The organism is Campylobacter ureolyticus ACS-301-V-Sch3b (assembly GCF_000413435.1).
Classification (GTDB): domain Bacteria; phylum Campylobacterota; class Campylobacteria; order Campylobacterales; family Campylobacteraceae; genus Campylobacter_B; species Campylobacter_B ureolyticus_A.
On record NZ_KE340326.1, the window covers coordinates 684223 to 706096 of the forward strand.

General features: G+C 29.6%; 25 protein-coding genes. 12 read left to right on the top strand and 13 right to left on the bottom strand.

Annotated features, from left to right (window positions below; all coding sequences use genetic code 11):
* Positions 1 to 5: 5 nt before the first annotated feature.
* Both HMPREF9309_RS03485 and HMPREF9309_RS03490 read left to right on the top strand, forming a co-directional pair.
* The gene (locus tag HMPREF9309_RS03485; RefSeq protein ID WP_016646540.1) at positions 6 to 1379 is read left to right on the top strand and encodes a GntP family permease; all 1374 of its coding nucleotides are present in this window, start codon (positions 6 to 8) and stop codon (positions 1377 to 1379) included.
* Positions 1376 to 2485, top strand: a complete 1110-nt coding sequence (locus HMPREF9309_RS03490) for a glycerate kinase (protein WP_016646541.1) — start codon at positions 1376 to 1378, stop codon at positions 2483 to 2485. Before HMPREF9309_RS03485 ends, HMPREF9309_RS03490 begins: the two co-directional genes overlap by 4 nt.
* Positions 2486 to 2698: 213 nt before the next feature.
* On the opposite strand, the gene HMPREF9309_RS03495 is transcribed toward HMPREF9309_RS03490, so the two are convergent.
* A complete protein-coding gene (locus HMPREF9309_RS03495; protein ID WP_016646542.1) occupies positions 2699 to 3421 on the bottom strand; it encodes a nitrous oxide reductase accessory protein NosL in 723 nt (240 codons plus the stop codon).
* 161 nt (positions 3422 to 3582) lie between these two features.
* Here HMPREF9309_RS03495 and HMPREF9309_RS03500 point away from each other — a divergent pair, with 161 nt between their 5' ends.
* A complete protein-coding gene (locus HMPREF9309_RS03500) occupies positions 3583 to 4353 on the top strand; it encodes a hypothetical protein (RefSeq protein WP_016646543.1) in 771 nt (256 codons plus the stop codon).
* Here HMPREF9309_RS03500 and tilS read toward each other — a convergent pair.
* From tilS to panC, 3 genes are read right to left on the bottom strand one after another with little or no spacing between them, the layout of a single operon-like run.
* Positions 4350 to 5315 (bottom strand): tRNA lysidine(34) synthetase TilS, encoded by a 966-nt coding sequence (tilS, locus tag HMPREF9309_RS03505; protein ID WP_016646544.1) that lies wholly within the window; start codon positions 5313 to 5315, stop codon positions 4350 to 4352. The two genes, HMPREF9309_RS03500 and tilS, sit on opposite strands and share 4 nt — an antisense overlap.
* Entirely contained in the window at positions 5308 to 6603 is a 1296-nt protein-coding gene (gene rimO, locus HMPREF9309_RS03510; protein ID WP_016646545.1) for a 30S ribosomal protein S12 methylthiotransferase RimO, read from the bottom strand. The genes tilS and rimO overlap by 8 nt, the downstream gene beginning before the upstream one ends.
* 1 nt (position 6604) lies before the next feature.
* The gene (gene panC, locus HMPREF9309_RS03515) at positions 6605 to 7426 is read right to left on the bottom strand and encodes a pantoate--beta-alanine ligase (RefSeq protein WP_016646546.1); all 822 of its coding nucleotides are present in this window, start codon (positions 7424 to 7426) and stop codon (positions 6605 to 6607) included.
* A gap of 145 nt (positions 7427 to 7571) precedes the next feature.
* Between panC and nhaA the strand changes: the two genes are divergently transcribed.
* The 4 genes from nhaA to HMPREF9309_RS03535 are packed head-to-tail and all read left to right on the top strand — an operon-like array spanning position 7572 to position 10729.
* Positions 7572 to 8831: a Na+/H+ antiporter NhaA gene (gene nhaA / locus HMPREF9309_RS03520; protein ID WP_016646547.1), complete on the top strand. Its 1260-nt coding sequence runs from the start codon at positions 7572 to 7574 to the stop codon at positions 8829 to 8831.
* Positions 8824 to 9930, top strand: coding sequence for a peptide chain release factor 2 (gene prfB, locus HMPREF9309_RS03525; RefSeq protein ID WP_016646548.1), 1107 nt, complete (start codon positions 8824 to 8826; stop codon positions 9928 to 9930). Before nhaA ends, prfB begins: the two co-directional genes overlap by 8 nt.
* A gap of 15 nt (positions 9931 to 9945) precedes the next feature.
* Complete coding sequence (locus tag HMPREF9309_RS03530; protein WP_016646549.1) at positions 9946 to 10269, top strand: hypothetical protein; 324 nt, start codon at positions 9946 to 9948, stop codon at positions 10267 to 10269.
* A gap of 4 nt (positions 10270 to 10273) precedes the next feature.
* On the top strand, positions 10274 to 10729 hold the full coding sequence (locus HMPREF9309_RS03535) for an SEL1-like repeat protein (RefSeq protein WP_016646550.1): 456 nt from the start codon (positions 10274 to 10276) through the stop codon (positions 10727 to 10729).
* 37 nt (positions 10730 to 10766) lie between these two features.
* On the opposite strand, the gene HMPREF9309_RS03540 is transcribed toward HMPREF9309_RS03535, so the two are convergent.
* From HMPREF9309_RS03540 to gatC, 8 genes are read right to left on the bottom strand one after another with little or no spacing between them, the layout of a single operon-like run.
* Positions 10767 to 11540 (bottom strand): shikimate dehydrogenase, encoded by a 774-nt coding sequence (locus tag HMPREF9309_RS03540; RefSeq protein WP_016646551.1) that lies wholly within the window; start codon positions 11538 to 11540, stop codon positions 10767 to 10769.
* Positions 11540 to 12406: an SPOR domain-containing protein gene (locus tag HMPREF9309_RS03545; protein ID WP_016646552.1), complete on the bottom strand. Its 867-nt coding sequence runs from the start codon at positions 12404 to 12406 to the stop codon at positions 11540 to 11542. Before HMPREF9309_RS03545 ends, HMPREF9309_RS03540 begins: the two co-directional genes overlap by 1 nt.
* A gap of 8 nt (positions 12407 to 12414) precedes the next feature.
* Positions 12415 to 13659: a serine hydroxymethyltransferase gene (locus tag HMPREF9309_RS03550; protein WP_016646553.1), complete on the bottom strand. Its 1245-nt coding sequence runs from the start codon at positions 13657 to 13659 to the stop codon at positions 12415 to 12417.
* Positions 13660 to 13661: 2 nt separating this feature from the next.
* A complete protein-coding gene (gene lysS / locus HMPREF9309_RS03555; RefSeq protein ID WP_016646554.1) occupies positions 13662 to 15173 on the bottom strand; it encodes a lysine--tRNA ligase in 1512 nt (503 codons plus the stop codon).
* A 3-nt stretch (positions 15174 to 15176) separates the two neighbouring features.
* Positions 15177 to 15659: a Fur family transcriptional regulator gene (locus HMPREF9309_RS03560; protein ID WP_016646555.1), complete on the bottom strand. Its 483-nt coding sequence runs from the start codon at positions 15657 to 15659 to the stop codon at positions 15177 to 15179.
* Complete coding sequence (locus tag HMPREF9309_RS03565) at positions 15628 to 16272, bottom strand: CvpA family protein (protein WP_016646556.1); 645 nt, start codon at positions 16270 to 16272, stop codon at positions 15628 to 15630. The genes HMPREF9309_RS03560 and HMPREF9309_RS03565 overlap by 32 nt, the downstream gene beginning before the upstream one ends.
* Positions 16273 to 17355 carry a type IV pilus twitching motility protein PilT gene (locus HMPREF9309_RS03570; protein WP_016646557.1) on the bottom strand — a complete coding sequence of 361 codons (1083 nt, stop codon included), beginning with the start codon at positions 17353 to 17355 and terminating at the stop codon, positions 16273 to 16275.
* Positions 17356 to 17367: 12 nt separating this feature from the next.
* Positions 17368 to 17649 carry an Asp-tRNA(Asn)/Glu-tRNA(Gln) amidotransferase subunit GatC gene (gene gatC, locus HMPREF9309_RS08915; RefSeq protein WP_016646558.1) on the bottom strand — a complete coding sequence of 94 codons (282 nt, stop codon included), beginning with the start codon at positions 17647 to 17649 and terminating at the stop codon, positions 17368 to 17370.
* Positions 17650 to 17772: 123 nt separating this feature from the next.
* On the opposite strand from gatC, the gene HMPREF9309_RS03580 reads away from it, so the two are divergent.
* Genes HMPREF9309_RS03580 through hisG form a run of 5 tightly spaced genes read left to right on the top strand, consistent with a single transcriptional unit; the run spans position 17773 to position 20894 of the window.
* On the top strand, positions 17773 to 18351 hold the full coding sequence (locus HMPREF9309_RS03580) for a hypothetical protein (protein ID WP_016646559.1): 579 nt from the start codon (positions 17773 to 17775) through the stop codon (positions 18349 to 18351).
* Complete coding sequence (locus HMPREF9309_RS03585) at positions 18338 to 19345, top strand: hypothetical protein (protein WP_016646560.1); 1008 nt, start codon at positions 18338 to 18340, stop codon at positions 19343 to 19345. The genes HMPREF9309_RS03580 and HMPREF9309_RS03585 overlap by 14 nt, the downstream gene beginning before the upstream one ends.
* A gap of 12 nt (positions 19346 to 19357) precedes the next feature.
* Positions 19358 to 19675, top strand: a complete 318-nt coding sequence (locus HMPREF9309_RS03590) for a hypothetical protein (RefSeq protein WP_016646561.1) — start codon at positions 19358 to 19360, stop codon at positions 19673 to 19675.
* Positions 19657 to 20289 carry a type III pantothenate kinase gene (locus tag HMPREF9309_RS03595; RefSeq protein ID WP_034907681.1) on the top strand — a complete coding sequence of 211 codons (633 nt, stop codon included), beginning with the start codon at positions 19657 to 19659 and terminating at the stop codon, positions 20287 to 20289. Before HMPREF9309_RS03590 ends, HMPREF9309_RS03595 begins: the two co-directional genes overlap by 19 nt.
* The gene (gene hisG / locus HMPREF9309_RS03600; protein WP_016646563.1) at positions 20286 to 20894 is read left to right on the top strand and encodes an ATP phosphoribosyltransferase; all 609 of its coding nucleotides are present in this window, start codon (positions 20286 to 20288) and stop codon (positions 20892 to 20894) included. Before HMPREF9309_RS03595 ends, hisG begins: the two co-directional genes overlap by 4 nt.
* Here hisG and HMPREF9309_RS03605 read toward each other — a convergent pair.
* Positions 20880 to 21785 carry a LysR substrate-binding domain-containing protein gene (locus tag HMPREF9309_RS03605; RefSeq protein WP_016646564.1) on the bottom strand — a complete coding sequence of 302 codons (906 nt, stop codon included), beginning with the start codon at positions 21783 to 21785 and terminating at the stop codon, positions 20880 to 20882. The two genes, hisG and HMPREF9309_RS03605, sit on opposite strands and share 15 nt — an antisense overlap.
* Positions 21786 to 21874 lie beyond the last annotated feature (89 nt).

The window sequence follows — 21874 nt, forward strand, 5'->3', positions numbered from 1 at the left end:
TTATTATGAGTGGAATTTGGCTTATTGTGGCTTTAGTTATAGCCATTATTTTAGTTATTTATATGATAGCAAAACTAAAAATTCATGCATTTTTGTCTTTAATGAGTGTTTCTTTGCTTTTGGCAATTGTGGTAGGAATTCCGCTTGTAAAAATTCCTACAATTATTGGAGAAGGTTTTAGCTCCATTTTTAAAAATATTGGAATAGTTATTATTTTAGGTGCATTAATTGGAGCCATTTTGGAAAAAACTGGAGCCGCGCTTAAGCTAGCAGATATGGTTGTAAGTGCTGTTGGTGAAAAAAGACCAAATTTAGCAATGATGGTAATGGGTTGGGTTGTAGGAATTCCGGTATTTTGCGATAGTGGATATGTTGTCTTAAATCCAATTAGAAAAGCTCTTGCCCAAAAAATATCATCAGCAAATCCTATGGCAATGGCAGTCTCACTAAGTGGAGGACTTTTTATATCACATAATTTAATCCCACCAACCCCAGGACCAATTGCAGCTGCTGGAGCTTTGGGCGTTGGAGAAAATCTTTTTTTAGTGATTATGCTTGGCGTTATTATAAGTATCCCAATTTTAATATCTTTGTGTTTTATCTCTAAATTTATGGATAAAAAAGAGATTTCTAAAAATGAAAAAGATGAAATTTTTAAAACTTATGATGAGTTAAAGGCTGAGTTTGGAACTCTTCCGTCTGGTTTTAATGCCATTATGCCAATTTTAGCTCCAATTATTTTTATGGCACTTGGCTCAATCAGCTCTATTTTAAAATTTGGTGGTTTTTTTGGAAATTTATGCACATTTTTAGGAGCTCCAATTATTGCTTTAAGTATCGGTGTGTTATTTGGAATTTATCAGCTTTATAGTTCAAATAAATTGGGTGAGTTTTATGAGCTTTGTGAAAGTTCATTAAAAGTTGTTGGTCCAATTATTTTTATAACTGCTGCGGGTGGTGTTTTAGGTAAAGTTATAACTGAGGCGGGTTTTGTGAGTTTTATGAAAGAAAATGCTAGTGTTGTTTCAAGTGTTGGCATATTTTTCCCATTTATTATTGCAGCTGTTTTAAAAACAGCTCAAGGCTCATCAACAGTTGCCATTGTAACAACCGCTTCTATTTTGGGAGCTTATGCAGATCCAAACTCTTTAATGGCAGTTTTGGGACTCAATACTTCACTTGCTGCAGCACTTTGTGTTATGGCGATAGGTTGCGGTGCTATGTGCGTATCTCATGCAAATGATAGTTATTTTTGGGTTGTAACAAATTTTAGTGGATTATCAGCTGAACTTGGCTATAAAACTCAAACATTAATGACGCTTGTAATCTCAGTTGTAGGCATAATAAGCGTGTTTATATTGTCTGTAATATTGCTATGAAAGTTTTAGTGGCAATTGACTCTTTTAAGGGTAGTTTAACTTCTATTGAGGCTGGAAATGCTGTAAAAAATGGTATTTCTAGCCTTTGTGATGAGGTTGATGTGATTGGAATTGCTGATGGAGGTGAGGGTAGTTTAGATACTATTGCAAATTTTCTTGGAGCAAATTTTGATGAAATTTTAACTTTTGATCCGCTTTTTAGACAAATAAAGGCAAAATATGCTTATAAAGATGATTTAGCAATTTTAGAAATGTCTCAAAGTTCTGGATTAAATTTATTAAAAAAAGATGAGCAAAATCCATATCTTACTTCGACTTATGGACTTGGAATTATGATAAAAGATGCTATTTTAAAAGGTAGAAGAAATTTTATCATAGGAATTGGTGGAAGCGCAACAAATGATGCAGGAACTGGAATGCTTGAAGCTTTGGGGTTTAGCTTTTTTGATGAAAATGATAATTTAATAAAAGCAAATGGTCAAAATTTGATAAAAATTTCTAAAATTTCAGATAAAAACATCTTAAAAGAATTAAAAGAGTGCAAATTTAAAATAGCTTGCGATGTAAATAATCCCCTATATGGCAAGAATGGAGCCGCTTATGTATATGCTGCACAAAAAGGCGCTAGTAATGAAATGATAAAAAAACTTGACTTAGGACTTATAAATTTTAGTAAAGTAGTTCATAAATTTACAGGCATTGATAATTCTAATATTGCTGGAAGTGGGGCAGCTGGTGGGCTTGGGTTTGGATTTATGAGTTTTTTAAATGCTAAACTTTTAAGAGGATTTGAAATAATTTCAAAAATTATTAATTTAGAAGAAAAGATAAAAAATGCTGATTTGATTATAACTGGCGAGGGAAAACTAGATGTTCAAAGTTCTATGGGAAAAGTTCCTAGCGAGGTGGCAAAACTAGCCAAAAAGTATTCCAAAAAAGTAGTGGCTTTAGGTGGTGCGGTTGATGAGAGTTTTGATGATGAGCTTTTTAATGGAGCGTTTTGTATTTTAAACTCACCAATTAGCCTTGAAGATGCTATGAAAAAAGAGATTGCAAAAGCAAATTTAACTAAAATTTCAAAACAGATTTTAAAACTTTTAAAGTAAAATTTTAAAAAAAGAAAAATATTTTAAATATACAATTAAGCACTTATTTATATGTATTGGTTTTTTGTTGGGTGATATGTAAAAATAGATTTTTTGCTAATGTCTTAATTTTGTTCAAATGGATGAGGAAAAAGCCAAAAAAGACTTAAAAGAAGATGATTATAAACTGATGGAGTTTAAAAAATAAAATTTTAGGGCAAAATTGCCCTAAAATTATCTTCTTTTTAGATAATGTGCAACTTGGGAAAGTTCTTTTGGATTCAAATCGCCGCAAGGTTTATGCTTAATTAGATAAGCTTTTGCTCTTCCTGATGTGCTAAATGTTTCTTTTATATCTGCACAACTTGCTTTGTAGATTTCTTCACCTTTTAATGCTGCCATTTTTTGTCTTTTGTCGATTAAGGCTATATCATCAGCCAAACTTTCTTCAACTTTTTTTGAAATTTCGCCAAAGCTTAAAATTTCTCCACCAAAGTTGTTTTTAAACTCTTTTGCATCATCTTCATTTTCAAATGCGTATGAACTTACAGTTGCCATTGTGGCTGGTTTATTTGAGCCATAAACATAAAAAGCATTTTTTGAATCTATAAATTTTAAAGTTTTAGCATCAACTACTTTTGGATTTTTAATTTCCACTTTTTCGCTCATTGCCTCTTCAAACATGCAGTGAATTGAGCAGTATTGATGAGTCTCATCTTTGCCATTTACATCATAATCACTTGCGTGAGAAGTTTTATAAAACTTAATTAAACTCATACCACAAACTATGCAAAACTCTTTACCATCTCCATCTTGTAAAAGAATGGCTTCCTCGGGTTTTACCTCTCTAAAATCAACCTCACTCATATCCATTTTTGCAAAAAGATTTGGACTAAAACCAATACTTCCTGCTAAAAAAACTAATCCAGTTGCTTTTAAGAAATTTCTTCTTTCCATTTGTATACTCCTAAGAAAAAAATAATAAAGTTAATTTTATCACAGAAATATTAAATTTGTGTTAAGTAAATTGTTATGAAAAAAACACAAAATTCAAATTTTCAGTTTATTTTATTAAAAATTTGATAAAATTGTAAATAATTACATAAAAGGAAATCATAATGGCTTTTTTAAAACGAAATTTAAGAAATTTTTATACGGTTTTTTTTGACGATGGTTCATGTAAGATTAAATTTAGAAATCTTAACTCACAAAAAGTGATATTAAAAGAGTATTTTAATACAGTAAGACCAAAAGATGGTGACTTGTTTAAAAGTGTAAATGAGTATTTAAAAGATGCTAAAAAAGATAAAAAAAGTTATGTTTCCGTGATAGATGGATCTTTAAAACACTCTTTAGTTATGGAAAATAGCGACAATCTAAAAGATAAACTTACACAAAAAATAGATAAAAATATAATAGCTATTTTAGATGAAGATAAATTTCAAATATATAAAGAAAATCTAGAAGCAAATGAATTTGAATATATAAGTCCTTTTAAAGTGCTTTATTTCTTATATAAAAATTGCAAACTAGATGGCGTTAATCTATTTTTAATAAAATTTCATCAAACTATTGCAGTAATGGTTGCTAGTAAAGATAAAGTAATTGATGCAAAAATGATATCTTTAGAAGAAAGTTATGAAAAAATGATTTCAGAAAATTTAGATTTAGATATAAATAGTGATGAAATTTTTTGCGCAGCTATTGAAAAGTATTTAAAACAATTCTATAAAAAACATGATGATTTTATAGAAAAAATTATGATTTACGGAAGTATAGGACCTGAGATTGGATATTATATTTTTACTAAAATTTTCATAAAAACAGAAGTTGGCATGGAAAATATAATAGACTTTGCAAACAAGATAAATATAAAAGAAAACTTTTAAAAATATTTAAGCAAATTTTGATGAGTAAAAATATAGCCTCTAATTAATTTAGGGACTTTTTTTACTCTACAAATTTCTTTAAATTTTTTAGTCATAATTTCTTTTTTATATGGCGCTATATAGATTTTATCATCTTTATAAGAAATTGTTATTTTGCCACTTATAACAGTGTCTTTTATTGCTTCATTTCTTTGTTTTTGGCTCATTACAATACCAAATCTTTTTAAAATTTTATCTAGTAAATTTATGGAGTTTGGCTGGTTTTTTATAACGAAAAACTCTAAATTTTCATATATTAAACCATATTGTAAAATTTCTTTATCTTTTTGCATAAATTTCAAGCTGTTTTCTAAGCCATTTTTATAAAGTTTTACAAACTCATTGCTAAAATTTTCTCTTATAAAATTTCTTTGAAATTTAGTGTTTTTATTTGAGCTATCTATAAAGTATTTTAGATGATTTTCATTTAAGAAATTTAGTATTTCATCTCTTGAAGTATATAATAAAGGTCTTATTATATTTAAATTTTCTTTTTTATCGCAAATACTCATTCCAAGGGCATTACAAAGTCCAGCGCCTTTTGAAATTCTCATTAAAAACCATTCAAAAAGATCATTTAAATTATGAGCTGTAATTAGAAATTTATAATCAAATTTAGAAAAAATTTCATTAAAAAACTCATATCTTAAATCTCTTGCTATTTTTTCAAAATTTGAACTTTTTTCAAGATTTAAATTTACTTTTTTAACAAATATTTTTTTATTGAATTTTTTTGCCAAATTTATAGCTTCATTTTCTTCTAAAATACTTTCTTTTCTTGTGTTGTAGTTTACAAATGCCAAATCAAAATCAATATTTTGATTAGCCAAAAGATAAAATAAAGCTGTGCTATCAACTCCGTGGGAAAATGCTAAAATCGAACTTTTATCTTTTAATAAATTTAAAGCATTTTGGTTAAGCAATAATTTCTCCAACCAGCTTATCACCAGCAATTGAAGTTATAAGACATTTATAGACTTTGCCAATTTCAAGATTTTTAACTTCACTATCATTTATTAAAATCTCTCCATCAATATCTTTATCCCAAATTACATTTTTTGTACCATAAAACATTTCACCTTCACTGCTAATGCCATTAATTTCACAAAATATTGTTTTTCCTACTTCTTTTTCAAGGCTATTTTTAAGTGAGTTTAAAGTTATTTTTTCTATTAAATTTAATCTTTTTGTAACTACTTTTGAAGGAATTTGTTCCATTTCAAACGATGCTGTATCTTCTTCTTTTGAGTAGGCAAAAACACTAACTCTATCAAAACTAAACTCTTTTAAAAAATTGCAAAGCTCATCAAAATCTTCTTGGCTTTCTCCTGGATGTCCCACGATAAACCCACTTCTTAAAAATGAATTAGGTGCTTTTCTCATCATTTCTAAAAGTTTAAATTCATTGCCATTTGGGCGTTTCATAAGTTTTAGCATTTTTTGACTGATATGTTGTAAAGGCATATCAAAATAGTTTAAAAATACTTTTGAATCAATTATTTTTTGAATTAAATTTGTGGAAGTTGTAGCAGGATAAAGGTATAAAATTCTAGCAAATTTAACACCATCAATTTTTTCAATTTCATTAATTAAGCTTATAAGTCCATCTTTTATGCCTAAATCTCTTAAATAACTTGAGCTATCTTGAGAGATAAAACTAAAATCATAAAAGCCTTGCTTGACTAGACTTTTTACCTCTTTGACAATGTCTTTTAAATCTCTACTTTTTAGTTTTCCCTTAAAAGTTGGAATCGCACAAAAACTACATTTTTGATTACAGCCTTCTGAAATTTTAATATAAGCATGATAGTTTGAGCCTGTTATAACTCTTTTTTCATTTTTTTGCAGATAAGTTTTTGGACTAAATAAATTTTGTTTTTTTAAAATCATCTCATCTATTTTGTCATAATCCCCAACTCCACTAAAAATATCAACCTCTGGAAGTTCACGCATAAGTTCATCTTTATAGCGCTGCATCAAGCATCCAGTTACTACTAAAACCGAGTTTTCTTTTTTGTAGTTTGCTAATTCTAAGATTGTTTTTATGCTTTCTTCTTTTGCAGAAGCTATAAATCCACATGTATTTACTATCATAACATCAGCGTCATCTGGAGAGTTTACAACTTCGTAGTTTTGCAGTCTTCCAAGCATTATTTCACTATCAACTAAATTTTTATTACAGCCTAAAGAGCAAAGATAAAGTTTTGGCATTTTAAATCCAAATGTTATCGATCAATCTTGTTTTATCAACAAATGCTGCTATTAAAATTATTGTATTTCCTAGTTCGATTTTTTCTATTTCGTTAAAATTTTGATCCACAACTGCTACATAATCAACTTTTAATGGCTCAAGCGTTTCTTTTATAGAAGCAATAATTTGTTTTGATTCGGTTTCACCTTTTTTTACTAAATTTGAAGCTTTCAAAAGAGATCTAGATAGTTTTAAAGCATCTAGTTTTTGCTCTTCATTTAGGTAAGTATTTCTTGAGCTAAGTGCCAAGCCATCAGCTTCTCTAACTATTTCACAAGGATTTATTTTAACATCTAAAAAAAATGAATCAACCATATTTTTTACAACTGCGATTTGTTGAGCATCTTTTTTTCCAAAATATGCATTATTTGGTTTTATAAGATTAAAAAATTTATTTAAAACTCTGCAAACACCATCAAAGTGTCCTGGTCTAAAAGCACCCTCTAAAATGGAGTTTAATTTTTCATTTGCTTTTATAGTTGTTTCACTTTTTTTATAAATTTCATCCACGCTTGGTAAAAATAGCAAATCAACTCCCGCAACTTCACATATTCTTGTATCGGCTTCTTGATTTTTAGGATACTTTTCAAAGTCCTCATCTGGTAAAAATTGTGTTGGATTTACAAAAATTGAAACAACTGTAAAATCATTATCTTTTTTTGAACTTTCTATTAAGCTTAGATGTCCTCTATGTAAAGCTCCCATTGTAGGGACATATCCAATTGTTCCATTAAATTCTTTTAAATTCTCTTTTAATTCGCTAATTGTGCGAGCTATTTTCATAATAAAACTTTCCTATTTAGTGTAAAATATTCGCAATTATAACTTAAATTTTCTAAATTACTCTTAATCTATACTAGATTTAAAGATTTTTAGATAGAATGTATAATTAAATTTTTGTCATGTAAAAGTGCAAGAAAGGGTGCAAGTGGAAAGACTAGGGAGATTTTTAAAACACGAATCAATCGGTGGAATTTTGATAATTATGGCCACTTTTTTAGCTCTTATTTGTCAAAATACAATTTTAACTGAATTTTATAATGATTTTTTAAGATTAAAAGCCGGAATTATGGTAGAGGATTTTAAAATAGTTAAGCCAATCATTTTATGGGTAAATGATGGCTTAATGTCGCTTTTTTTCTTTTATATTGGACTTGAAGTTAAAAGAGAGATACTAGTTGGTGAGTTAAGTTCTCCTGATAGAGTTGCGCTTCCATTGGTTGGAGGACTAGGTGGTGTTATAGTTCCTGCACTTGCTTTTGTAGCTTTTACTTATGGTGATAGTTTTGCTATGCGTGGCTGGGCGATACCTACTGTTAGCGATACTGCTTTTGCTGTTGGAGTGTTGCTACTACTTGGATCAAAAGTACCACCATCTTTAAGAATTTTTCTACTTCTTTTAGCAATCATTGATGATATTTGTGCTGTTGTTATAATCGCTATTTTTTATACAAGTGAGCTTTCTAATTATGCTCTTATAATGGCTGGAGTTTTGGTTGGAATTTTAATTATTTTAAATTTGCTTAAGGTAAATAAAAAGTTTTTTTATATTGTAACTGGACTTTTGCTTTGGACAGCGTTTTTGCAATCAGGCGTTCACACTACAATAGCTGGGATAATAGCCGCTATTTTCATTCCTTTAAAGCCAATTCATGGATATTCTATGCTTAGAGATATTGAAAATAAATTGGGTGGGTTTATAACTTATTTTGTAATGCCACTATTTGCTTTTGTAAATGCTGGTATACCGCTAACTTCAGATGCGTTTAATCATTTAATTCACCCTGTTTCTTTAGGAATTATTGTAGGACTTGTTATAGCAAAACCTCTTGGAATTTATGGATTTTCTTATGTTATTATAAAATTTGGAGTTTCAAAACTTCCATCTGGTGCAAATTTAATGCAGTTTTTTGGGCTTTGTGTTTTAACAGGAATTGGCGCAAGTATGAGTTTATTTATCTGCTCAATTGCTTATCATGATAGTAACATATTCCATTATGCTGAAAAATTTGCTATACTTATAGCATCATTTATTGCAGCAATTGCTGGATATTTTGTCATGAAAATAGGCTATAAATATCAAAAAGAAAGAGAAATTTTAAAAGAAGATGATTATTTATTAGCCCAAAAGGCAAAAGAAGCACAAAAAGTCTTAGAAGAGCAGAAATTAAAGGAAAGCATTGGATAGTTACGAATACGGTGAATTATTAAAAAAACTAAAAACTAAAGTTGATAATATAAGCCTTATAATAAAGCCAGATTTATTGCAAAAAAGAGTTGATGACATAGCAGTAGAGCAAACAGATCCTAGCTTTTGGAGTGATGCAGTAAATGCGGCAAAAATAAATAAAGAAAAAACTCAAATTTCATCTATGTTGGCTAAATTTAAATCAGCAAAACAAGCAGTTAAAGATGCGTTTGATATGTTTAAGTTAGCAAGTGATGAAAACGATAATGAACTTTTAGAAAGTCTTTTTGAAGATGCCAATGAACTAGAGGAAAAAATTACAAATTTAGAAATTTCAATGCTTTTAAGTAGTGAAAATGACTCTAAAAATGCAATTGTAACAATTCATCCAGGAGCTGGTGGAACAGAGAGTAATGACTGGGCAAGTATGTTATATAGAATGTATTTGAGATTTTGTGAGAGAGAAAACTATAAAGTTGATGTTTTGGACTTTCAAGAAGGTGATGAGGCTGGATTAAAAGATGTAAGCTTTATAGTAAAAGGTGAAAATGCCTACGGATATTTAAAAGCTGAAAATGGCATCCACAGACTTGTTAGAGTAAGTCCATTTGATAGTGCTGGAAGACGCCACACAAGCTTTACAAGCGTTATGGTAAGTCCTGAGCTTGATGATGATATAAATATAGAAATAGAAGAAAAAGATATAAGAATAGATGTTTATAGAGCAAGTGGAGCAGGTGGTCAGCATGTAAATAAAACAGAAAGTGCAGTTAGGATAACTCACTATGAAACTGGCATTGTTGTGCAGTGTCAAAATGACAGAAGCCAACATAAAAACAAAGCAACCGCAATGAAAATGCTTAAATCAAGACTTTATGAGTTAGAGCTTCAAAAACAAAATGAAGCACATAATAATGTCGATAAAAGCGAAATTGGATGGGGACATCAAGTAAGAAGTTATGTGTTGTTTCCATATCAACAAGTTAAAGACAATAGATCAAATTTAAGTTATTCAAATGTTGATGCGGTATTAGATGGTGATATTAAAAAAATCATTGAGGGAGTTTTAATCTCTCAATCTGATAAAAAACAATTTTAAATAAAAGGATTTAGTATGAACGAAGAAGGAATTTTAGTAAGTTTGGGTTATGTTTTAAACGACTCTACTTTGGAGCAGTTAAGAGGTATATTATCAAAATGTGATTTTAATCAAAGCGAACTTGATGATATTATCAATTTAAATAATAAACTTAAAATTTATGGTGCTTATATAGCTATGTCAAATTCAAACCCATATTTTAAAATTAAAAATGAGCCTGATAGCGAGAGAGAAAGAAAAGTTGTAAGAGATATGATATTTGAGTGGGCAGATAAATATAAGATGAATTTAGAAAAGGTTAGCGGTAAGGAAACTTACTATATTAAAGGAAGGTTATAATAAAATGAGAAATAAAATTTTAAGTAGTTTGGCTATATTTACTGCTTTAATTTTGGCTGGTTGTTCTCAAACTACTCCAAAAACTTCAGTAGCAAGTACCCCATCTAATGGTGGTGGCGCGGTGATTCCAGCAGCACCAAAAGGTGTTGTAGTTGTGAACTCACCTGCAAACTCAAGTCAAGCAGCCGATTTATATAATAGGCTAAATCAACTAAGCCTAGAGCAGTGTATTTCAGTAGCTGATGGATATTATCATAATGCCAATTTTGTGAATGCACTTTTAGCGTATGATTATACTTGCGTAAGATTTCAAGATATTCCAACTTGCATGAAACTTGGCAAGATGTTTGAAAAAGGCGAGGGATCAGCAGTTGATAAAGTAAAAGCTTTAGATATTTATCAAAGAGCTTGCTTTGGCGGCTATGATCCAGGATGTAAGGAAATGAAAAGACTTCAATAGCTTGAAGTTTTAATTTTGGCTTGCAAATTTAAATATATTAATTTAGATTTGCAGCCTTTCTCATATAAAACTCTATTTTTTTCTCATCAAGCTTATTATTAAAAAATAAATTTAGTGCTAAAACTGCTTGATAAATAAGCATATCAAGACCATCTTTATATTTTATATTTAAACTACTAGCCAAGTTTAAAAAAGGTGTTTTTTTACCATATATAACATCAAAAGCATATTTATAAAAACAATCTTTTAAAATTTCTTCTGGAAGTGGCAAAGTATCATCTTTTAATCCAGCTGAGGTTGAGTTAATAACTAAATCAAATTTTCTTGGTTTAAAATTTTGATAAGTAAAAAAATTAAACTCTTTAAAATCTAAAGATCTATCGCTTCTATTTACTATTTCTAAATCCAAATTTGATAAAGCATTTGCCAAGGCTTTTGCAGTGCCTCCTGCTCCAATTATTAAAGCTGATTTAACATCTTTAAATTCATTTATAGCTTTTAAAAAACCAGGTGCATCTGTGTTATAGCCAAAAAGCTTATTTTTATTTTTTACTATTGTATTTAAAGAGCCTATTTTTTGGGCATAAGGATCTATTTCATCGCAAATTTGAAGTGCTGTTTGTTTATGTGGAATTGTTATGTTTGCACCGCTTAAATCTAAATTTAAAAAAGTTTCTTTTAATAAATTTCCATCTTTTAAACAAACTCTGCCATAAAAGGCATCTAAATTTAGCTCTTTTATGGCGAGATTGTGAAGTCTTGGCGATATTGAATGAGATATTGGATCGCCAAAGACTGCAAATTTTTTCATTATTTTACTCTAAAGACAAAAGCATCTTTGTTTATGGTCGCTCTTATATTTGGCATCTCGCTATTAAGTTTTGCCTCATCAAATGGTCCTACTAAAACTTTAATATATTCTTTGCCTTTTACTGTGGTTTTATAAAGAGTATATGAGTATCCTTTACTCTTTAATTTTTTTATGTAATCAGCATCTGGCTTAAAGTCAGCGGTTGCTAAAACCTGTATATAGCTACCTTTTTGTAAAGTTGTCTGTGCGACATTGCTTTGCGCTGGGGTTTGGTCTTTGCTCTCTTGCTTTTGGGCTTTAGGAGCTTGCTTTTTAACCTCTTGTTTTGGAGCTTCTTTTTTAACCTTTTCTTCTTTTACAGCTTTTTTAGGCTCTTGTTTTGGAGTATCTTTTTTAGATGTTACAACTACAACTTCTTGTTTTGGTTTAGCTATTTCAGCTTTTGGCTCTTGTTTTACTTCTTCCTTTGGGCTGCTTTTTGCTATAGTTTGTTTAACTTCATCTTTAGTTTCTATAGTGTTTTCGATTTTCTTTGGAGCCTCTTCTATTTTAATTGGTCTAATTTCAACAACTTGTGGCTCTAATTTTTTAGTTTCCACATTTTTGCTTGAAGCTTCATCAATTTCTCTTATTGGCTGACTTGGTTTTTTAGCTTTAGGCTTAAATATTGTCTCTTCGCTTGGCATAACAAGTGGTTTTGGCTCCTCCATATTTCCACTATTTATAAATTTCATAATTATTAAAACTATTAAAAAAAGCACTACTAAAATAGCAATGCCAGTTAAAATTTTTTTAATATTATTTGTTTTTGCAGTTTTAGGGTCTAAGACAATATTGTCATCTATACTAAATCTATCATCACTCATTTTTTCTCCTAGAACATAGCTTTATCATAAATTATAAATTTATGTGCTAATGCTTTTACCTCTTCTTTTATTTTAGCATGAAGGTCTTTATTGTTTATATCATCTAAAACATCAGCGATTTTATTTGCTATAAACTCAAACTCAGCTTCTTTCATACCTCTTGCAGTTAGTGCTGGACTTCCAATTCTTACACCACTTGTTACAAAAGGACTTCTTTTTTCTCCAGGAACTGTGTTTTTATTTGTTGTTATGCCAGCATCTTCTAGTGCAGCTGATGCATCTTTTCCACTATATTCTTTTTTTGATAGATCCATCAAAACAAGATGATTGTCAGTTCCACCACTTACTAAATCATATCCTCTTTTTATCAAAACCTCACCAAGTTTTTTAGCATTTGCTTTAACTTGTTTTGCATAAACTTTCCATTCAGGGCTTAAATTGTGTTTAAATCCAACTGCTTTTGCAGCAATTACATGCATTAAAGGTCCACCTTGAATTCCAGGAAATATACTTGAGTTTATTTTTTTAGCAATTTCCTCATCATTTGTCATTATAATTCCACCTCTTGGACCTCTTAAGGTTTTGTGAGTTGTAGAGCTAACTACATGGCAATGTGGAAATGGACTTGGGTGCTCACCTGCTACAACTAAACCAGCGATGTGTGCAACATCAGCAAAAAGGTAAGCTCCAACAGCATCAGCTATTTCTCTAAATTTTGCAAAATCTATCTCTCTTGCGTATGCACTTGCGCCACAAACTATAAGTTTTGGTTGAACTGTTTTAGCAATTTCTAATACTTTATCATAGTTTATTCTTCCATCTAGCTCAACACCATAAAAAAAGCTATCATAGTTTTTGCCACTAGCATTTACCTTTGCACCGTGAGTTAAGTGTCCACCATGGCTTAAATCCATGCCTAAAATTCTATCACCTGGTTTTAAAAGTGCCCCATAAACACCTTGATTTGCTTGGCTTCCTGAGTTTGGTTGAACATTTGCAAATTTGCAGTTAAAAAGTTTTTTACATCTTTCAATGGCAATTTCCTCGATTCCATCTACAAACTCGCAACCTCCGTAATATCTTTTATGCGGATATCCTTCGGCATATTTGTTTGTCAAAATTGACCCCATAACTTCCATAACATCAGGATAGGTGAAATTTTCACTTGCGATCATTTCTAGATAATCGCACTGTCTTTTTAGTTCCTTGTTTGTTAAATCAAAAATTTCTTTATCGTAATTTTCTAAACTCATTTTTACTCCTTATCTTCATTGGTTTGTGTTGTTTTTAGTGGTCTCATAGCCGGAAATAAAATAACATCTCTAATTGATTTTTTATTAGTTAAAAGCATTGCAAGTCTATCGATTCCAAGTCCCCAACCAACAGTTGGTGGCATAGCATAGCCAAGAGCTTTTACATAATCCTCATCCATTTCATGAGCTTCATCATCTCCTGCATTTTTTGCCTCAATTTGTGCTTTAAATCTTTCATATTGATCAAGTGGATCATTTAGTTCATTAAATGCGTTTGCTAGTTCATTTCCTGCAATAAATAGCTCAAATCTTTCAGCAATATTTGGATTTTCATCACTTCTTCTTGAAAGTGGGCTTATTGAAATTGGAAAATCAACTATAAAAGTTGGGTTTATTAATTTTTCTTCCACATAATTGTCAAAAAGCTCAGCTTGTAAATGTCCAAGGTCCAAATTTTCTTTTGCTTCAAAGCCATCATTTTTTAATTTTTCTAAAATTTTATCTCTATCATTTATGATATCTTTTGAAAGTTCGCCTATTTCAACAAGAGCATCTAAATATTTAACTCTTGCAAATGGTTTTGAAAAATCAATCTTTTTATCATCATATTCTAAAATTTCAGGCAAATTAAGTCCCTTTAATAGCACCTTAAAAAGCTCTTCTGTTAGATCCATAGCTTCGTTGTAATTATGCCATGCCCAGTAAAACTCAATGGAGGTAAATTCCGGATTATGAGTTAAGTCCATTCCCTCATTTCTAAAATTTCTATTTATTTCAAAAACAGCTTCCATTCCACCAACAACTAGTCGTTTTAAATAAAGCTCTGGTGCAATTCTAAGATATCTATTTACATCAAGTGCGTTATGATAAGTTACAAATGGTTTTGCATTTGCTCCACCAGGAATTGGGTGCATCATCGGAGTTTCAACCTCCATAAAGCCTTTTTCTTCAAAAAAATGTCTAATTAGTGAGATGATTTTTGATCTTTTTTTAAAGTCGTTTCTAACTTCTGGGTTCATTATCATATCAAGATATCTTTGTCGGTAACGCATCTCAATATCTACAAGTCCATGAAATTTCTCAGGAAGTTGTGAAATTGCTTTTGAGGCTAGAGTTAGGTTTGTAGCATGCATAGAAAATTCCCCTGTTTGAGTTACAAAAGGAAAACCTTTTACTAAAACTACATCTCCAACTTCAAGATTTTTTTTAAAAACTTTATATAAATCTTCACCTATACTATCTCTAGAGTAATAAATTTGAACATTTCCACTTTCATCTTCAATATTTGCAAATGTTGATTTACCAGCCACTCTTTTTAGCATAAGACGTCCTGAAATTGTGACTTCATCGCTAACTCTTTTTTCATCGAGTTCTTTTATATACTCAAATTTATCTCTAAATTCTTTTATATCCATATCTTTTTTTAGAAAATGCGGATATGGATTTATGCCTAAGTTTCTTAATTCTTCTTTTTTTTCTATTCTTTGAATTTCTAATTGATTATCAAATACCACTTATTATGACTCCTTTTTATTACAATCTTTGCAAATTCCATAAAGTTGCATTAAATGTCCTGTTAAAACAAAACCATTCTTTTTTGCTATTTCTTCTTGCTTTTTTTCAACCGAAGGATCTTCAAATTCCACTATTTTACCACAGTTTTTACAAATCAAATGATCATGATGTGGTTTTGTTGCAAGTTCAAATTTCTTACCTTGCGTGCCAAAAGAAATAGATGTAACCATACCTGAATCTTCAAGCAAATTTAAAGTTCTATAAACGGTTGCAATACCTATATTTAGCTCAGGTTGTTCCTCTCTTATTTCTAGATAAAGCTCTTCTGGAGTAAAGTGATGATCACTGTTATAAAGCATTTTGATAACAGACTCTCTTTGTTTTGTATATTTAAGCTTGTTTTTTCTTAAGATTTCTCTAAACTCATGTAAAATTGCATCAAATTCTAAATTTTCAATTCTCGTAGTTTTGTTTTTCTGTTTCATTGCTCTCTCCATCTGTAAAATTTTCATCAAAATTACTTTTTTCATAAATTACATTTGTTTGATTTGCTTCTTGGCTTTTTTCGTCTTCAACAACAGGAATAATATCATTTAATTTTAGTCCCATCATCCAAGCACCTGTATTTATAAGGTATGGATAAGTAAAGCTGTTTTCAAAAAAAGGTCTTGCTTGCTTGTTTAAAAAAGCCGATGATCTTATAAAAACAGCAATTATTGCAAAAATTAAAAATATTTTTGCCCCGCCAAATATAAATCCGCCAATTCTATCAACTATACCAAGACCACTAAGGCTTAACATTTTAGTTAAAAGCTCACCCAAAATTAAAGCTATAAACCAAATACCAAAAAGTGCAGCTACAAAACCTACTATAATTTCAGTTCCATTTGAGTCCATAAGTCCTAATTTATTTAAATCATAAACATTTGCACTTATCCAAGCTCCAACTTCTGCTTTAAATTTTATTGCAATTATAAATCCACCAATCATACCTATAATTCCAAAAATTTCTCTTACAAGACCAGAGCTAAGTCCTTTTAGCGCAAAAATTAAAGTAAAAGCTATTACTATTAAATCAAGCCAGTTTATGCCACTCATCTACTCACCCCCTAAAGCTTTAACTAATTCTTGTCTATTTGTAGTATAAGCAAGAGCGCTTTCTTTTGAAATGAGTCTTTTATTAAGTGCTTGTAATAGTGCTTGAGTTTGAGTTACCATGCCTGTTTCTTGTTGATTTAACTGCATTTGAGAATAAATTTGTTGAGTTTTATCCTCTCTTATTAGGTTGGCAATGGCGTGATTATTTACCAAAATTTCATGAACTGCAAGTCGTCCTTTTCCAATTTTTGGAAGTAGAGATTGTGAAATTATCGCACTTAATGAAACTGATAGCATATTTCTTATTTGGGTTTGTTCACTTCCATCAAAACTATCAACTATACGGCTGATTGTTTGCATAGCTGAGTTTGTGTGAAGTGTAGCAAAAACTAAGTGTCCTGTTTCAGCTGCTGTAATGGCGATTGAAATAGTTTCTTTATCTCTCATCTCACCAATTAGTATAATATCAGGGTCTTCACGAAGAGCATATTTTAAAGCATTTGCATAAGAGTGAGTATCGGTTCCTATATTTCTATGAGAAAAAAGACATTTTTTGTTGTCATGAACAAACTCAACTGGGTCTTCAACTGTTATAATGTGTTTTCTTTCATTTAAATTTATTTCATTTAGCATTGCAGCCAAAGTAGTTGATTTACCACTTCCTGTAGGACCAGTTACTAAAATCATTCCTTTTTCTCTTTTAACTAGCTCTTTAAAAATACTTGGAGCTCTTAAATCATCAAGGGAAGGAATATCAACAGGAATTTTTCTAAATGCAGCTGCTAAATCACCATTCATAGTATAATAATAGTTGCCTCTAAATCTTCCTATGTTTGGAATTTCCACAGCAAAGTCAAGCTCTTTTTTCTCTTCGAGTTCGCTTTTTTGAGCATCTGTAATAATCGCATAGCAAAGATGTTCGATGTCTGTTCCTGTTAAATTTGGCATATCAAGAGGAACTAATTTTCCATCAATTCTAATTTGTGGAGCACTTCTGCTTACCATGTGAAGGTCACTTGCGTCGTTGTTTATTTGTACCCTTAAAAGGGTTTGAATGTCGGTTTTTATATTGCTTTTTTCCATTATGGCATCCTTTTATTCTATAATTTTTGGAACTACAAAGAAATGATCTTCACTTGCTGGAGCTGATTTTAAAATCATATCAACAACTTCTTGATCTTGATGTGGTACATCCTCTCTTAATGGGGTGAAATTTTGGTTTTTAATTTCCAAATTTTTACTATCAACTTCATCTAAAATTTTAACAAAATCTATAATTTTTTCAAGCTGTGATTTCATCTGACTTCTTTTGTTTTCTGGTATTTTTAAGGCACTTAGTTTTTCGAGTTTATTTAATAATTCATCATCAATTAACATAAAATTTTTCCTTTTTTGCAAATAATAAGTGTTGGTATTATAACACATTTTATCTTACATTAGGCGTTATTTAAAAGATTTTATGATACAATACACGAAAATTTTATTTAAAAGGGAATAAGTTTGGCTATAAAAGACGATATTAAAGATGTCAAAGAGAGGATGGACTCTCAAGGACAATTTTTAGAAAATATTATAAAAAGTGAGTTGTTTGTCAAAAAATACAAAAAGCCAATCGTTGGTGCTTTTATTGTGGCACTTTTGGCTGTTGTTGTGTATTTGGTGGTTGATTATCAAAAAGAAACAAAATTTAAAAAAGCAAATGAAAGTTATAGTGAGCTTATTTTAAATCCAAATGATAAAGAAGCAGCCAAAAAGTTAAAAAGTTTGGATAAAAACCTTTTTACTCTTTTTGAATTTAGACAAGCCTTGGATAATAATGACAGTAAAAAAATTGACGAGTTGTCAAATTTAGAAGGTATTGATAAGCTTTTAAAAGATATTATAAGTTATGAAGCTGGGAAACAAAGTGGTGAGATTTTAAGTTCATATAGTGCTTTTATGAATGGATACGCTTATTTAAAAGATGGAAAAGTAGAAGAGGCTAATAAAGAATTTATTAAGATTTCTCCAAACTCAGGACTAACTCAAATAGTTAAAAATTTAAGACATTATAATGGAAATAAAAATGAAAAAAATTAATTTATTAAGCATAGTTTTATTATCTATTTTTTTAGTTGGTTGTTCAACAAAAAGAGAGTATTTTTCACCACAAAAAGAGGAAATTTTAGGAAAAGCTTCTTTTGACAATAAAACAGGAAGTGAAATTTTATATGTAACAAAAAGTGGAATTACTCTTAAAAATGGCAAGGTTATAACAAAAGATGAAAGGTCTTTTAATTTAAATTTAGAAAAAAAAGAGAAATTTCTAAACTATAATGATGAAAAAATAATAACCTCAACTGTCGATGGAAGGTTAAAAATACTAGATACAAACTCAAATCTTATTTTTGATGAAAAATTTCCATCTCAGCCTGTTAGTGCAAGTTTAATCGGAACAAAACTAGCAGTTGTTTGTGCTGATAACTCTATTTGGATGATAGATATAAATAGTAAAAATGTTATTTTAAGTGATAAATTTGATACTACTTTTACGCTTGATTCAAGGATCGCATCTCCTTTGTTTGCTGGAAATGGAGTTGTTGTTTTTCCAACACTTGATGGAAGAGTTGTAATTACGGTAAATGGAATGAAAGCGCAAGATATTTTTGTAAGTGCTGAGCCATTTTTTAACAACATCATGTATTTAGATGTTTTAGGCGATAAGATGTTTGCAGCTACAAATTCAACTTTAATTTTAATTTCACCAAGTGGAAATAAAAGATTACTTCAAAATATAAGAGATATTTTTAGATATGAAGATAGAATTTATCTATTTAGAAAAGATGGAATAGCTCAAATTTATGATTTAAATTTAAATGAGATAAAAGAAAGTAAGTTTAAATTTGCAATTTTTTCAGGAGTTATGCCACATGAAAATAGCATTTATATATTTGAAAAAACAGGATATCTTATAAAAACAGATTTAAATTTAGAAAATGCTCAAATTTATAAACTAAATGATGAGCTTGATAAACTTAGCTTTGCAAGTATAGAAAATTTTTATCATAAAGATAAATTTATAGAGTTAAAATAAAGTCGTATTGAAATGGATGAGCTTTTAGTAAAGCACAATATAATACTTCAAAAAAGCAAAAATTTAAGCCTTAAAGAGTTTAAAACAAGATCTTATAAGGCTTTATTTGGCGTTGATTTAAATTCAAATAATACAATTTTATTTTTTAGAGATGCTAAGAGTAGGTTTTTGCAAAAAGATAGCTTAAAGCTTATTGAGATGTCAGAAACTTTAGCAAAAAAAGAAAATAGAATCATCAAAAAAAAGATATTTTTTTATAACTCACAAATTTGTTCAAAAGCGTTGGAACTTTTGAAAAAGAATGGTTGGAAATGTTACTTTGTGATGTAGGAAATTGTAGTGCTAAGTTTTGGGATGATGGCAGGCTTTTTAGTCTAAGCATTGATGAGCTTAATAAATTTAACCCAAAAGAAGATGTTTATTATATAAGTGTAAATTCCAAATTTGTTCCAAAAAGCAGTAGATTTATAGATATAAAAGATTATTTTAAATTTGATACTATTTATAAAGGTCTTGGCATAGATAGGATTGCAGGGTGTTATACTATAGAAAACGGGGTTATTGTAGATGCAGGAAGTGCAATAACTATTGATTTGATGATTTCAAATACTCATCAAGGCGGATTTATTACCCCAGGCATCGGAGCTTATCTAAATGCTTATAAAAGTATCTCGCCAGTTTTAGATATTGTATTTAACTCACAAATTGAGCTTGATTGTTTTCCACAAAAAACAAATGATGCTGTTGCTTATGGGATTGTAAAACCTCTAGTTTTAGCTATAAATGAAATGGCAAAAAACAAAGAGATTTATTTTACAGGTGGGGACGGGAGCTTTTTTGTCAAATTTTTTGAAAAAGCTATTTTTGATAAGAATTTGGTTTTTAGGGGCATGCTTAAAGCTATAAATGAACACAATAGTAAAGTTACTAAGGATAATAAATGATAACAATAGCTCTTCCAAAAGGAAGAATAGCAAATGAAACTTTAGAAATTTTTGAAAAAGTTTTTAAAAAAGAGTTTGTTTTTGAAGATAGAAAGCTTATATTGAATGTAGAAAATTTTAAATTTTTAGCTATTAGAAGCCAGGATGTGCCTACTTATGTAGAAAATGGTGCTGCTGATGTAGGTGTAGTTGGACTTGATGTTTTGGAAGAGCATAAGCCAAATGTTCTAAGACTGCTTGATTTAGGGATTGGTAAATGCAAAGTATGTGTTGGCATACAAAAAAATAAGATTTTAAATTACGATAAGCCAAATTTAACAGTTGCAACAAAAATGACAAATATAACAAAAGAATTTTTTGCCAAAAAAGCTACTCCAGTTTCTATTATAAAACTATATGGTTCCATTGAGCTTGCTCCGTTAATAGGACTAAGTGATTTAATAGTTGATAATGTTGAAACCGGAACAACAATGAAACAAAACGGACTAAAAGTAGCTGAAACTATCATGGATAGTTCAGCTTTTTTAATATCTAACAAAAATAGTTTCATAAATAAAAAAATTGAAATTTTAGAAATTTATGATAAAATCTCAGCTGTTTTGTGATGAGATTTTCTTGTGAAATTTTCTTATATTTTCAATAATTTCATTTATTATATTCATAAAAGTTTCGCTATTTTTCTTGTCTTTTGAGTAAATTGCATATAGATTTCTTATAAACTTTTTACCTTTCATATTCACTTTATAAAGTCCATTTCCAAGTTCATTATGTATTGCAAAATAAGGCAAACAGGTAAATAATGGTCTGTTCCTAATAGAGTTTTTTATTACTTCTGATGTTGGAAGCTCTAAGATTATATTTAAATTTGGATTTTCTTTAATATTATTAAAAAAGACTTCTCTTGTGCCAGAGCCAACTTCTCTCATAACCCAACCATAGTCTTTTAAAGAGCTTATGTTCCAAGATTTTTGCGCGAGATCTTTATCTCCAGTTACTATAAAAAGCTCATCTTCACATATTGTTATAGTACTTACTTCACTGTTTTTTAAGCTGCCTTCAATAAGACCAATATCGCATTGATTATTTAAAATACTTTGCAATATAGCTTCAGTATTTTCAATTTTTATATCTAAGTGAATTTTTGATTTATCGTTTTTATTTTCCAATATTTCGCTTACTGCTTCTGGCAAAAGATAACTTCCGATATTTTTACTCGATGTAATTGCAATATCAAACATACCTCCATTTAGCATATTTTTTCTAATTTCTAAAACTCGGTTATAAATTGGAGTAATTGATTTTAAAAAAGCTTTTCCTCTTTCGTTGATTACAAGACTTTTGCCTATTCGATCAAACAGCTCACCGCCAAGCGAGTTCTCAAGATTTTTAATAGCAATTGACATTGCTGATTGTGAAATACCAAAAAATTTTGAACACTCACTAATTTGCTTTAATTCACAAACCTTGATAAAATACTCAATCTGCTTTAATGTCATAGAAGATCCTTTTTGATTATGAAATTTATAACATTATATCTAAATAATTAAAAATATATTATATAAAATATTTTAGTATATAAATTTTT